Below are 13,259 nucleotides of genomic sequence, written 5' to 3'. Positions count from 1 at the left end.
AAAGAACTTTTTTGGCGAATACCGTTTCAATATTCGAAAATTGATTTATATTTGCACCCACAATTCGCGGGTGTGGTGGAATTGGTAGACACGCTAGACTTAGGATCTAGTGCCGCAAGGTGTGAAGGTTCGAGTCCTTTCACCCGCACAGAAAGCTCTTCAGAAATGAGGAGCTTTTTTTATTGGGTTTTTAGGTGTTAATACTTTTTTCCATACACCGTTTCAGGTACTCCAAGATCGCCCCCCCTTTCGTCAACGTCTTTGACGTTACCACCTTCCCCCAACAGGGGAAGGAGCCGTCATATCTACATATCCTCTAAAATTAATCAGTTGCTGCTTAGCTCCTTGGGTTATTCACCTTTTGACCTCCTGACTACCTGACCCCCTCACTATCTCACTAAACCGTCATTCAGAGCCCCGAAAGCTCGGGGCGAAGAATCTGTCAATTAGGGTTTGGAGGTATGAGGGTATGGAGGTATGGGGTTATGAGGGTATGGAGGTACATGGGTACGTGGGTATCTGCTCCAAATTCCAATATCTCTTTAAAAGATTGCTTCGTCCCATAAGGGACTCGCAAAGACTATCCTAATGACTACCTGACTATATGACCATCTGACCGTCTGACCATCTCACTATCTCACTAAACCGTCATTCAGAGCCTCGACAGCTCGGGGCGAAGAATCTGCCAGTTAGGGTATGGGGGTATGACGGTATGGAGGTATGAGGGTATGGAGGTACGTGGGTACGTGGATATCTCTAATTGAATTTCCAAGTAGTCTTTGAAAGATTGCTTCACCCCAATTCATGGGGTTCGCAAGGACGATCCTACTGACTACCTGACTATTTGACCATCTCACCATCTCACCACCTCACCACCTCACCACCTCACCTCTCAAATTACCCGCCGGAAATCCGTAACTTAAAGGTTCCTAATCCTAAAAGCGAAATAACATGAAAATCAATAATTTATTTATGCTGGTGATTCTGGCATTCTCTGCTGTACTGACTGGGTGTAAAACTGAAAAATCAGATTACGACAAAATGGTTGAATTCGCAGAAAACTATACTGCTGCCTGGAACAGCAAGCAGCCGGAAAAGATGGCTTCATTTTACGCCGAAGATGGCGAGCTGACCGTAAACAACGGTACCCCAGCCGTCGGAAGGGAGGAATTAGCAGAAACGGCGGGATCCTACATGTCAGCATTTCCGGATATGAAATTAACCATGGATAGTTTGACGGTTCATAATAACGCCTATAGATATTACTGGACCTTTAGAGGAACCAACAACGGACCCAACGGAACGGGAAATAAAGTCGATTTCAGCGGGTTTGAGGAATGGACCATAAACAACAACGGACTTATTCAGAAATCAATCGGAATCTATGACGCTGAAGATTACGAAAGACAATTGAACGGGAACTAAAACCGGAATCAATAGCAGCTGCACGCGGAGGATATCAGGCAACGTAAATAAAAAATTATGATAGAACATATAGACAGTAAAAAAGACAATCTCATCGCATTAAAGATCTCCGGAAAACTGAGTAAGGAAGATCTCGAATCGGTGCACAAGCGCATTCATCAGATTACAGAGAAAGGCCGGAAAGTGGATTTCTATTTCGAGTTTGAAAATTTTAAAGGCTATACTCTTGAAGGGTTCATCGCAGATATCAAAATCGACACTTCGCATTTAAGCGATTATGGAAGAATGGCTTTTGTCGGAGATAAAAAATGGCAGGAATGGGCAGCCCGGATAACCGATTTTTTTACCGATTCGGAAGTGAGATTCTTCGAAAAAGATAAAAAGGACACAGCCAGGATCTGGATACAGTTTTGAAAAAAGCTCTTGCCTAGTCCTCATTCAGAGCGGAACGAAAAATCTGCCAATTAGGGTATGGAGGTATGGGGGTATGGGGGTATGGGGGTATGGAGGTACGTGGGTACTTGGGTACATGGGTACAAAGGTACATGGGTATTTCTGATTAGATTTCGACAACCCTGTGAAAGATTGCTTCACCCCAATTCATGGGGTTCGCAAGGACGATCCTACTGACTACCTGACCGTTTGACCATCTGACTATCTCACCACCTCACTATCTCACAAAATCGTCATTCAGAGCGCAGCGAAGAATCTGCCAATTAGGGTATGGAGGTATGAGGGTATGGAGGTATGGAGGTACGTGGGTACATGGGTACATGGGTACATGGGTACAAAGGTACATGGGTATTTCTGATTAGATTTCGACAACCCTGTGAAAGATTGCTTTACCCCAATTCATGGGGTTCGCAAGGACGATCCTACTGACTACCTGACCGTTTGACCGCTTGACCACTTGACCACTTGACCACTTGACCACCTCACTACCTCACTATTTCACCTGTCGTCATTTATCATTTACAATTCATCATTCGTCCTATCGCTTCTTCGCTTCTTTGCCCCTTCGCTACTTCGCTGTACACAAAATCAATTTCCCTCTGTAACGGAAATTCGATATGATCGTCTATCCTTCAAACTAAAATCAAAATAGTGAACAAACTAATCATCACCCTGGCCATACTTCTGATCGGTAACAATCTCCGGGCAGAGGAAAAACAAATCACCACCTCAGATGGGGTAAATCTATATGTAAAAGTTGAAGGAAACGGTGACCCCGTGCTCTATTTGCATGGCGGACCGGGATCGGGCAGCTATTGGTTCGAGAAATTCTACGGAGAGACCATGGAAGAAAACTTTACCGTTATCTATCTTGATCAGCGTGGGGTCGGACGATCATCCAGCCCTGAAAATCAGGATTACAGCCTGGAGCGAATGACAAAGGACTTTGAAGAAATCAGAACCGCCCTTGGTTATGACAATTGGTATACCCTAGGTCACTCTTTCGGAGGAATCCTTCAAATGGCCTACGCCAAGGCCTATCCCGGGTCGAACAAAGGGATGTTGATGATCAACACTACCCTGCATCTCAATAAGAGCTTTTGCGAGAGCTGGGCTCCAAAGGCTTCTGAATTTTTAGAAGAGACCTACCCGGGTTGCGAACAAGACAGCCTTTCCCTGATGGAACGTATGAGATATCTGGGAAATAAACTGAGAGAAAAAGATATTTTCTGGAGAATGGCCTATTCCCAAAAGGAAAGTGAAGCTATTATGAATGCAACCTACCAGCAAATAGAAAACTGGAACTATGATTTTGGAAACGCAGCACTTTCCATTGATGACTACTGGTACAACTATCTGCCGGACACCCAAAAGATAACCATCCCTGTTTTATTTTTCTATGGGAAGCAAGACTATATGGTAGGCCCGGAACATTACAGGGAGGTGCGCTTCCCTAAGATGCTGTTATGGGAGAACCAAGGCGGTCATATTCCTTTTCAGGAGCAAAAGGAAGACCTGACCAAAGCGATTCTTTCATTCAGGGAAAAATACAACTCCCTTTCTAAATCTTAAGGCAAGTCAAAATAATGATTTAAAGAGCTCCTCAGAAATGAGGGGCTTTTTTATTAGGTGGATGGTATGCAGGTACGTGGGTGCGGAGGCACATGGGTATGTGGGTACGTGGGTGCGGAGGCACATGGGTATGTGGGTACGTGGGTACGTGGGTACAAAGGCACATGGGTATCTGGTCCAATTTCGAATATCTCTTTAAAAGATTGCTTCATCCCATTAGGGACTCGCAAAGACGTACTTTCTGACCACTTGACCACTTGACCACCACACTAAAACCGTCATTCAGAGCCCCGACAGCTCGGGGCGAAGAATCTGCCAGTTAGGTATGGGGGTATGAAGGTATGGGGGTATGAAGGTATGGGGGTATGAAGGTATGGGGGTATGAAGGTATGGTGGTACGTGGATACTTGAGTATCTGGTCCAATTTCGAATATCTCTTTAAAAGATTGCTTCATCCCATTAGGGACTCGCAAAGACGTACTTTCTGACCGCTTGACCACTTGACCATCTCACCACTTCACCATCTCACCATCTCACCATCTCACCATCTGACCGCATACCCATTAAAATAACTTATGCTATACATTCTAAATATAAATAAAACAATATGTGTTCTTTTTAAGAACTTTGCTGGTGAAAAATCATTTCTCATGGAAACTTTGTATATCTATTTATTCGCTTCACTAGCTATTATCGTCGCCGTCGGTCTGATCCATTTTATGGGTAATAACACCAGAGTAGAAAAAATACCACAACCCCAAAAGAAAAAGGCTGCCTGATCTGCTGATTCAATGGTAGTTTATCAATTTTACCCTATACAGGGAAGTTGATACCCTTCATCTTAAAACCTTTATACCATAGCAGAATCTTTCATAACTTTATTAGAAAGCCCGTTAGTACATTCTGCTGTGTATAATAGAGCAATTATTCTTTTACTGTGTCTGCTGACCGCGGAAATAAATGCCCAGTCGGCAAATGACAGCATAGAGATTTCCTTTGAACCCTATACCAGTTTGAGGTCGCATTTGGGGATTATAAGGAACGAAGCCGAATTTCAGGATAACGCCAGCCGGATTGGCTTCCACCTGGGAACCAAAACCGATAAAGCTTCCTTCTTTATTCATGCTGAACTCAGCATCAATTTCATAAAAAGCACGTTTTCCTTTAACGCTGATGCTCAGACGTCCAGCGGATTTCTTGTATTCGATCGCGATCAGGAAGGGCAAGTCTTTGGAAACCGTCTCAGTTATATCGGAATCGACCTTCATAAGTACGGAAAAATAAGTGTGGGGAAGCAATGGGGAACGTATTATGATGTTTCAGGCTATACCGATCAATTCAATGTCTTCGGAGGCCGGGGAAGCAATACCTATGTTGCGGGTACCGATGGAGGTATCGGGACAGGCAGATCGAACCAGGCGCTGATATACAGAAATTCCATAGGCCGTTTTACCCTGGGAACCCAAATGCTGTTACGCTCCACCACCAATAACCGTTTTATTGACGGTTACGGAGCTTCCTTACAATACTCACCCTTTATCGGCTTTCGCATAGGAGCCTCCTTCACCACCGCGCTTTTTGCAGACCCCATCATCAACAATACCATCGGTTTCGATGATGACCCGAAATATTTCATAGCGGGAATACAATACCTTGGTGATACTTTTGAGGCCGGCCTGGTCTATGCCGTTCAGACCAATGGCGACCTGGCAGATACCATCATCGATGAGGAGGAAACCGTTACAGTTGTTTACGACAATTACGGGACTGAATTTTACTTCAAATATAAACAGCGAAAATTCCGCGTTCTGGGCGGCATCAATTACGCCCAACCCGATACCCAAAACCTGCCTCTTCATCCCGATTTCAAAACCCTGCATTTCATTGCGGGAATGGAGTACCGGCCGTTTCAACTGAGTTATTTCTATACCGAATACCGCCACGCACGCGGCTATGACCAATTCGGAATTTCAAACCCGGATCTCTTCACTCTTGGCATACGCATAGATATCAGTCACCGGGCAAAAAAGAATATTAACTTTCAATAGAAAACCTATGCAAAAACCTTCTATAAGCATTATCGGAGCGGGTGTCAGCGGACTCATTGCTGCCTTTACCTGCGAAGAAGAAGGCTACAGCCCTGTCATTTATGAAGCTACCGATCGCACCGGAGGCAGAGTAAGAACAGACATGCACGGAAAGTATTACCTGGACCACGGTTTTCAGGTACTGCTAACCGCTTATCCTGAAGCAAAAAGATATCTTGACTTTCATGCCCTGGAACTGGAATATTTCAAACCGGGAGCCATCATATTTCAAAAAGGTAAAAAGGAGAGAATCGGTGATCCCCTGAGAGATCCTGGTTCCCTCTGGCCAACCCTGAAAAGCAAAGTGGCAACTCTCACCGATAAATGGCTCATCTTTCGTTTGAGTGAAAAGTTAAAGAGAACCGACCTGGCCACCATCTTTACAAGCCCTGAGCTTACCACCCTGCAATACCTGAAGAACTATGGCTTTTCTGAAAAAGTGATCAGCAATTTCTTCCAACCCTTCTTTACCGGTATTTTCCTCGAACCCGAGCTGAAAACCTCTTCCAGAATGTTTGAGTTCGTCTTTAAAATGTTCAGCGAGGGAAAAGCGGCCATTCCTAAAAAAGGCATCGCCGGAATTGCACAACAGCTTACCCTGAAGCTTCAAAACACCCGTTTTGAGTTTAATTGCCCTGTACAGAAGATCTCCGGAAATGAGATCCACCTTCCTGGTGATAAAACCATCACATCTGACCTGATCATTAATACCGTACCCGGCTTAAACCCGGAAATCAACCTGCAATGGAAAAACTGCACCAATCTTTATTTTCAGACAGAGAACCAACATCTTTCCAATGACCTGATCGCACTATTACCGGGGAATAGCATCATTAATAATATCGCTTATCCCTTCGATCAAAAAGATCTTCTGTCTGTAACCGTTGTAAAGGATCATAATTATGGCGATGCAGAACTGATCGACAAGGTCGAAAAGGAATTATCTGATGTTTGCGGGATACAAGTGAAATCATTCATAAAGTTGTTTCACATTAAACAGGCCCTTCCCGATATCAGCAATCTCAGTATGTATTCGGAAGAGTCAGGTACTCAGTCATCCACAAGTATTTTCCAGGCCGGTGATTACCTTTTTAACGGCTCTCTCAATGCTGCCATGTATTCGGGAAGAAAAGCTGCAGAGGAAGCCCTCTCACAAATAAACCCGGCTAAGTGACTCAATACTTGTAATCGAGCAACAACTCGAAGTCTATGTATTTTAAGGTATCCTGATGGGTTGATTCCAGCACCACCTTTGGTGCTACTCCCTTGCGTTCCGCCTGAATCCAGCGACTAACACATAAACACCAGTGATCTCCGGGCTTCAAACCCGGAAAACGCCATTGGGGGATGGGAGTGACCAGATCATTACCCCTTAAGCGGCTGAACTCCAGGAATTCCTCGCTCATCACGGCACACAACAGGTGCGTTCCCGAATCTCCGTAAACAAGGCGACAATATCCATCCCGCATATACCCTGCAACAGGATCAAAGCCACAAGGCTTTAATTCGGTCCCTAAAACATTTTTTTCCTTAGTCTTTGTGATCGTTTCCATCTTCGTCGTTCTCCTTTCTGATCAATTAAATTTTCTGAAATAATATGTAAAACCAAATAAAACCCCCAGACTCGTATAACTTGCCTCGGTAATGGTAACGGCTCCTCTCAAAAGATCTCCTTCCTGAAGGGAAGGATTTATACTTCCACTTTGCTCATATCTGTCGTTCTTTCCGGTACTGAATAAAAGACCCAGGCTTAGACTGCTGTTAGCCTTGTCAAAAGTAAATCCCGAAGCGAAATGATACAGGTCCCAGCTACTGGTTGTCACTTGAATTCCGCTTCGATCATTAAGGTCTTCATCGAAATATGACATATCGTTCCGCCCGCTAAAATAATATGTGAAATCTTCATCAATTGCGTATTCATACCCCAATGCCACGTTAAAAACCGAACGGGCTCCGGCACCCACTTGCAAAAACTGGTTACTACCTAAAGCCGGAGCAATACTCACCGGTCTTACAAAAGATCCCGGTGCAGGATTCATGATATTATAAATATCGATACCTGAAAAATACTGAACAGTAACCGCATAAGTAGATGCGCCAGGAGCATAGTTAGCTCCGAAACTGGCAGAAAACGGCGATTTAAAGGTGGTTTTTAATTTAGCCTGTCGGTCAGTAGCTACCCCGCTTACCCGGTCATCACCAATTAACTTAAGATTCCTGGCGGCAATATTAGAGGCAGTGGTACCCTTCCCAAATAAATTCAACGAAGGGGAGGTAAGAGTTAGTCCTACACCCCATGGCTCCTTTTGATAGTTTATCCCCACTTTTAGCGCATATCTAACATTGTAATAGTCTACATTCTGAATCAGGTTGCCACCGACCAAACCTACAGCTTCATCATTGGCAAAACTATAAATAGACAAAGTCCTGTTATAGGTGTGTGACCGAACCGTAAAAAAGCTACTGACTCCAAAGCCCCAGTGTTCATCTAACCTATAGGAAGCTGCAAAGGCAAATAGTAGCTCCTTAACCTTATTCGAGATACTGGATTCTCCCACGGTTTCTTCCGCACCAGGACTTTCAGCATCATCGATTATATTGAAATTACCGTCTGCACGGGCTATCCCTTTAAAATTGAAATCGACCGGCGCCAAAAATCCATAGCCCAGCTTCCATCTTTGGTCTTGCAAATTGATCATTCCGCCGGCTAACAAAGGCACCGAACCTAACTGATCACTTTGGAAGTCAGCCTCATTTCCCAAAGCATTTTTAATACGAATGGCTTCAACCCTGTAGGCGTTAGCGTTTACAGAAACAGAAGCGTCTTTCAGAAAGGCGAGGGAACCCGGGTTGTAAAACAGCATTGTGTTATCACTGGCACCACCCACTACGGCACCAGACATCAACGCTGATCGGTTTCCGAATTGCTGGGTCCAGTAATGGGTATCCTGAGCATGTAATACTGATAATGGCAATAGCACAAAAATCAACCTCAAAAACATGAAGCATTTCATTTGACATGTATCTAAAAAGAGAAAAAAGCCCCAGGTAAGACAATGTTGGGTTTTCGTATTTATTGAAGCTGACACATCATGTATCTGCATTCTTTCTTAAATTTAAGAAAGTAAAGTAAACAGGCGTTTTTTTAGTTTCATTATCAGTCATAAAGCTATAATTTCACGATAAATTCCGTCCCTCACCTTCCCCTGTAGCCACCCGCTTACTAAATAAAGCTTCAGTGAAAACCCGTTTTTTCTGCTTTCTAAGTATCGCTTTCTTATGTGTATTTGTGAAAGAAGTTCATGCTCAGAACATACGCATTATAGATTCGATCGCATTCAACCTTCATCTACAGGTGCATACGGCCTACTTCTCCGGGCAGGCAGAATTGGGTGAGAATGTACCACGATTCGGTACTCTCATCTCAAGAAAGGTTGGAAATAAAACCTCCGCCTTTGGAAAACTTGAATACGGCCTGAACCTGGCCCGGGGAACCCAGTTCAACAACAATGCCAATAGCCCTTCAGAATTCGTTTCAGACCCGTTTCAAGAACCTGAACCCTTCAGCCTGCGACTGGCGTATTTAGGAATCGCTCATGAAATCCTGGGGGCTATTTCGCTCGGAAAACAATGGGGTGTATACTATGATGTGGGTCAATTCACCGATAATTTCACCGTGTTCGGAAGCAGTGCTGCCGACGTCTATGCCGGAAATACCGACGGAGGTTGGAAAGGAACCGGACGCGCAGATGAAGCCGTGGTTTATCGCAACCGTATTGGGAAGTTTCAGATAGGGTTGCAAACCCAGTTGTTCGGTTCTCACACGAATTTCGGAAGTTCACTGACCTATGCTTTCAGCGACCGGCTGAAAGCTGGCGTAGCCTTTAATCATGCCGAGATTCCCGGTAACTTCAGACAATTGGTCAATGGACTGAATGGCAATTCAAACACCTTTATAGCTGGCTATGGATATAACGATGATAAATTGTATTCCGGCCTTACCTTTGCAGTCATCGAACATGAATATCTTCGTATTGACGACGAAACACTTATCGCATTCCCTGTCTGCGGTGTAGAATTCCTGAACCGCTATGCCATTCATGCGCGTGTAAAAATCGAAGGTGGCTTTAATTACAAATGGCAACGAGGTGACGTAGCAGCGTTAGATGAAAATTATCGCCTGCTGCAATTCTATGCCGGACTGAACTATTACTTCGGAAATATGTTCTCGATCTATCTCCAGGGCAGACTGGACCAATCCAGAAAAGTGGTCTTTCCCAACAACACAGATGTCATCTTGCTGGGCCTCAGTTTTGACCTCAATAAAAGTATCGACCTGTTTAACTGATATCTGCTATCAAAATGACAAAACAAACTGTTTGCATTGTAGTTCTGCTTCTCTTCCTTTCCTGTTCCTTCGCTCAGGAATCTTCCGAATCAGCCAAACCAAAATCAGATCTTAAATTCGTTCCGGTACCTTAACTGAATTGCAGCAGAAATCTGAAGTTCGAGTTTGGTGCCGTACCTATGATTATGTTTCCCATGAGTAAGCAAGATACCGTTTCACCCCCGACCATGGCCGGCACCATGATCGTATTTCCCACCAACGGCTCCTTTTTCGGTTTTGCCTTTACCAGGCTTTTTCTCGATCATGACCGCTGGCGGAGATCAGCAGTCGCGGGAACCGGAGATCAGAATTCACAAACCGGGCTTGAGTCGATCGACATACCACCGGGCATTTAGGATTTCCGTTCAGCCTTTAAAATAGTGCATCTGGGGGTACAAAGAAATATAAAGGGTTACTGGTACGGCGAACTTGCCCTTACCCGATCAGTGGCAGAAACCACTTTTGAAGGTGATATCGCACCCCCCCCACCAACAATATGAAAAACGCACTGAGTTTTATACTCACCACAGAGACCCGGGACCTGATATGATATCCCGATTCAGGCTACCTGGCGAAGATAAAGCTGAGTATTTTCCCTGAATGGCTGGCCAACGACACCCCTGCCAACAGGGTTAAAGCAGAATACAACCGATACATCGGAATGGTAGCCAATGATGATGTTCTGGCAGTAAGGGCACATCTAAACGCAGGACTGGGAGATGTAGATTTTGAACAGCAGGTGGTAATCGGCAATAAAGACATAAGAGACTACTCTCTAGGAGAATTCAGAGGTGATGGTAAAATCGCCGTACATACCGAGTATCACAAGAACTGCGATTCAGGGCTCGGGCTGGTAGGTTTCTTCGGGTTAGCTACCCTTTACGGAGCTGACAACTATGATTACAACTGGAAGCTCTACCCCGGAATCGGCACCGGTTTTCGCTATACCGCAATTAAAAAGAATAAGCTTAAGGTCGGCCTGGATACCGCGGTCGGTGACGGCGACTGGGGTATCCACTTCAGAATCGGGGAAGCTTTCTAGCCGACAATGATCAAATGTTCAGCCAATAAGACACCCTCAGGTTTATCGACCTGCTTTTGGGCATGATGGTGTTAACGAAATAATTATCGTTATATACAAGAAAAAGATCTGAAAGGGGAGCGAATCGCCACTGGAGCCGTGAATTGACTCCCAGGTTATCGATCTGATTGCTGTACTGGACCAGGGTTGACCAAAAGACAGATTTGCTGAAAGTAATATTCACCCTGGGAGCGATCAGCCAGATATCTGCATCGGGATAGGGATCAGGTAGATCAATATGGTCGTAATTCACATCGACCGAAAAAAACATTTTAGGCTGTACCCGGAGGTTCATTCCACCCTCAATTGAAAACCGTTCTCCATTAAAAAAAGCGCCATAATTCGGCTGTATATTATACGAGAATATCTTCCGCCTGTCAGAGCCGTATTCCACCTCAAAACTGTTGTAATAATATCCTTCATCACCTGGTAATTCAACCGCTCCGTCGGTATTGGTTGGATCAAATGGGTCGGTCAGGTAGGTGAACCGGTTTATAAGACGTGCCGAAAATCTCGATTGATTGGTGAACTCCACGTTCCATGTACTAAAGATGGCATAGTCTGTATTCTGATAATCCAGTCCCGGGCGCCAGATGAAATTCGGGTTCACCCTGAAACTGTAATTATTGATCTTATCGGTACGTTTCCAGATAGTATATTGGGCAAAAGGCCTGCCGGCAATAATATCGGTTCTCCTTACAAATCCCAGATCAGACCGGAAATCATCACCGACGTAATTTCCGCGAATCCCATAGGAAAGATTAGTCGAGTTATAACGAAGGTTTACTCCCGCACTGTAACTCTCATCACCGATTTCAGGAGCAAAGGCCTTATGGGCAAAGAACTTCCCAACCCAGGTATTGTCTGCTGAAGCAAGATTGTAATCCAGGCCAACAACCCGGTTATACCGCTCGCCCGTTTCCAGGAAATCGTAATCTTCAAATGTCTGCCGGTTCACAAACAGTAAACTGAGGTTAGACCGGGAAAACATTTTTCTCTGCAGAGCAACCACCGTATTATTATTGGATGGGATCTCATTTTCCGGATCTTCTTCCGTTTGTACGTTTAGTAACCCCAGCCTCCAGTTCTCATCGATCTTTCCGCTCAGTCGGGCACCGGCGATTATAGGATTTTCAATCGTTTGCCCATCGGCATTGGTAGCGATTCCTATACGTCTTGAGAAAAAAGGATTCATATCCCGTTCATCCCCAAATGTTCCGAACAGATCACTGTTATCTATAAAGAACTGCCTTCGTTCAGGTAAGGAGATTTCAAAACGGGTCAGGTTAACCACTATATTATCAACCTGCACATTCGAGAAATCAGGATTTAATGTAAGGTCAAGATTCATACCTCCTCCAACGGCGATCTTCGCATCCCCACCAAACTTAAAATCGGTCTGACTGTTATCTGCTACATAGTCTTTGCTCAACCTGGTGTTAACATAAGGAATTATCGCCACAGGGGTTCTGGAGCGACCCAGGGGATATTCAAAATTCATATCGCCCATAAAAGCGAGATTGAATATTACCTGGTTTTGAGGTATGCGAACCCAGGTACTCTGCTCGTTATCTTGCATGTCAAAGCGATAACTGTTGAATCGCCACTTCGTTTCCCCACTTTTATACTTTACCGAAGTAAGAGGAATAGCGATCTCTGCTGTATAATAGTTTTCATAGACCCTTGTTTCGCCCTGCCATTTTATGTCCCACGAAGTGGTAAAACCACTGTTGTCAGCACCGCCATTCGAGATCAGCGCTTCTCTGCGTACTCCATAAGGGTTAATACCAAACAGAAAAGCATTGGTCCCGTCGTTAAAAGTATCGAACAGCAGGCTGATATTGTCATTGCCCCCTGCCCTGAAGTCTCTTTCCAGGGAAGGAATTACATATTCATCGCCTGAAGTCTCAATGGTCAGCCCCAGGTAGAGGGTTGTATCATCATACAACATCTTGATATCAGTCTGCTTATTCGCCAGGGCGGTATCAGACGGAAAATACTGCATAAAATCACGCGCACTCTCGGCATCCTTCCAGGCTTCTTCATCGAGTATCCCATCAATCTTAAATGGCTCCCTGGTATATTTAACCGTGAATGATTTATCAGAGGTCTGAGCCTGAAGGCTAAAAAATGTAATAAGTAGTAAAAGAGATAAAAGAAACTTCATCGATCAAGCATAGGGTTAGTCAGGAGTGATCAAAGTTAAGGTATTATGCCGTTAAAGAAATCCTAAAAAAAGTAATCCTTCATGACC

At 44.5% G+C, this 13,259-nt stretch carries 11 protein-coding genes and 1 tRNA gene; 9 read left to right on the top strand and 3 right to left on the bottom strand.

Features of this window, described 5'->3' with window-relative positions; genetic code table 11:
* Positions 1-66 precede the first annotated feature (66 nt).
* The 6 genes from K7R10_RS12955 to K7R10_RS12930 all read left to right on the top strand — a co-directional run bounded on the left by K7R10_RS12955 (position 67) and on the right by K7R10_RS12930 (position 6,711).
* Positions 67-148, top strand: a tRNA-Leu gene (locus K7R10_RS12955).
* 803 nt (positions 149-951) lie between these two features.
* Positions 952-1,425, top strand: coding sequence for an ester cyclase (locus K7R10_RS12950; protein WP_224485145.1), 474 nt, complete (start codon positions 952-954; stop codon positions 1,423-1,425).
* 57 nt (positions 1,426-1,482) lie between these two features.
* Positions 1,483-1,839 carry a SpoIIAA family protein gene (locus K7R10_RS12945; RefSeq protein WP_224485144.1) on the top strand — a complete coding sequence of 119 codons (357 nt, stop codon included), beginning with the start codon at positions 1,483-1,485 and terminating at the stop codon, positions 1,837-1,839.
* 690 nt (positions 1,840-2,529) lie between these two features.
* Positions 2,530-3,450 carry an alpha/beta fold hydrolase gene (locus K7R10_RS12940; RefSeq protein WP_224485143.1) on the top strand — a complete coding sequence of 307 codons (921 nt, stop codon included), beginning with the start codon at positions 2,530-2,532 and terminating at the stop codon, positions 3,448-3,450.
* A gap of 908 nt (positions 3,451-4,358) precedes the next feature.
* On the top strand, positions 4,359-5,498 hold the full coding sequence (locus tag K7R10_RS12935; RefSeq protein ID WP_224485142.1) for a porin: 1,140 nt from the start codon (positions 4,359-4,361) through the stop codon (positions 5,496-5,498).
* 7 nt (positions 5,499-5,505) lie between these two features.
* Entirely contained in the window at positions 5,506-6,711 is a 1,206-nt protein-coding gene (locus tag K7R10_RS12930; RefSeq protein ID WP_224485141.1) for an FAD-dependent oxidoreductase, read from the top strand.
* A gap of 1 nt (position 6,712) precedes the next feature.
* Here K7R10_RS12930 and K7R10_RS12925 read toward each other — a convergent pair whose 3' ends face one another.
* Complete coding sequence (locus K7R10_RS12925) at positions 6,713-7,090, bottom strand: DUF2237 family protein (protein ID WP_224485140.1); 378 nt, start codon at positions 7,088-7,090, stop codon at positions 6,713-6,715.
* Positions 7,091-7,111: 21 nt separating this feature from the next.
* Positions 7,112-8,533, bottom strand: coding sequence for a hypothetical protein (locus K7R10_RS12920; protein ID WP_224485139.1), 1,422 nt, complete (start codon positions 8,531-8,533; stop codon positions 7,112-7,114).
* Between the two features lie 293 nt (positions 8,534-8,826).
* On the opposite strand from K7R10_RS12920, the gene K7R10_RS12915 reads away from it, so the two are divergent.
* From K7R10_RS12915 to K7R10_RS12905, 3 genes are all read left to right on the top strand, one after another.
* Entirely contained in the window at positions 8,827-9,885 is a 1,059-nt protein-coding gene (locus tag K7R10_RS12915) for a porin (RefSeq protein WP_224485138.1), read from the top strand.
* 194 nt (positions 9,886-10,079) lie between these two features.
* Positions 10,080-10,280 (top strand): hypothetical protein, encoded by a 201-nt coding sequence (locus tag K7R10_RS12910; protein WP_224485137.1) that lies wholly within the window; start codon positions 10,080-10,082, stop codon positions 10,278-10,280.
* A 305-nt stretch (positions 10,281-10,585) separates the two neighbouring features.
* Positions 10,586-10,966 carry a hypothetical protein gene (locus K7R10_RS12905; protein ID WP_224485136.1) on the top strand — a complete coding sequence of 127 codons (381 nt, stop codon included), beginning with the start codon at positions 10,586-10,588 and terminating at the stop codon, positions 10,964-10,966.
* Between the two features lie 10 nt (positions 10,967-10,976).
* Here K7R10_RS12905 and K7R10_RS12900 read toward each other — a convergent pair whose 3' ends face one another.
* Positions 10,977-13,172, bottom strand: coding sequence for a DUF5916 domain-containing protein (locus tag K7R10_RS12900; protein ID WP_224485135.1), 2,196 nt, complete (start codon positions 13,170-13,172; stop codon positions 10,977-10,979).
* Between the last annotated feature and the right edge of the window lie 87 nt (positions 13,173-13,259).

Origin of the sequence: Robertkochia aurantiaca (assembly GCF_020166495.1) — a bacterium.
GTDB classification, from domain to species: domain Bacteria; phylum Bacteroidota; class Bacteroidia; order Flavobacteriales; family Flavobacteriaceae; genus Robertkochia; species Robertkochia aurantiaca.
This window is presented reverse-complemented; position numbering and strand designations above follow the sequence as displayed.

Excerpts from the sequence above, each read along its gene's own strand:
- K7R10_RS12945 (WP_224485144.1), top strand. The coding sequence starts at position 1,483 with ATGATAGAACATATAGACAGTAAAAAAGACAATCTCATCGCATTAAAG.
- K7R10_RS12930 (WP_224485141.1), top strand. The coding sequence starts at position 5,506 with ATGCAAAAACCTTCTATAAGCATTATCGGAGCGGGTGTCAGCGGACTC.
- K7R10_RS12900 (WP_224485135.1), bottom strand. The coding sequence starts at position 13,172 with ATGAAGTTTCTTTTATCTCTTTTACTACTTATTACATTTTTTAGCCTT.
- K7R10_RS12910 (WP_224485137.1), top strand. The coding sequence starts at position 10,080 with ATGAGTAAGCAAGATACCGTTTCACCCCCGACCATGGCCGGCACCATG.
- K7R10_RS12950 (WP_224485145.1), top strand. The coding sequence starts at position 952 with ATGAAAATCAATAATTTATTTATGCTGGTGATTCTGGCATTCTCTGCT.
- K7R10_RS12925 (WP_224485140.1), bottom strand. The coding sequence starts at position 7,090 with ATGGAAACGATCACAAAGACTAAGGAAAAAAATGTTTTAGGGACCGAA.
- K7R10_RS12905 (WP_224485136.1), top strand. The coding sequence starts at position 10,586 with ATGGTAGCCAATGATGATGTTCTGGCAGTAAGGGCACATCTAAACGCA.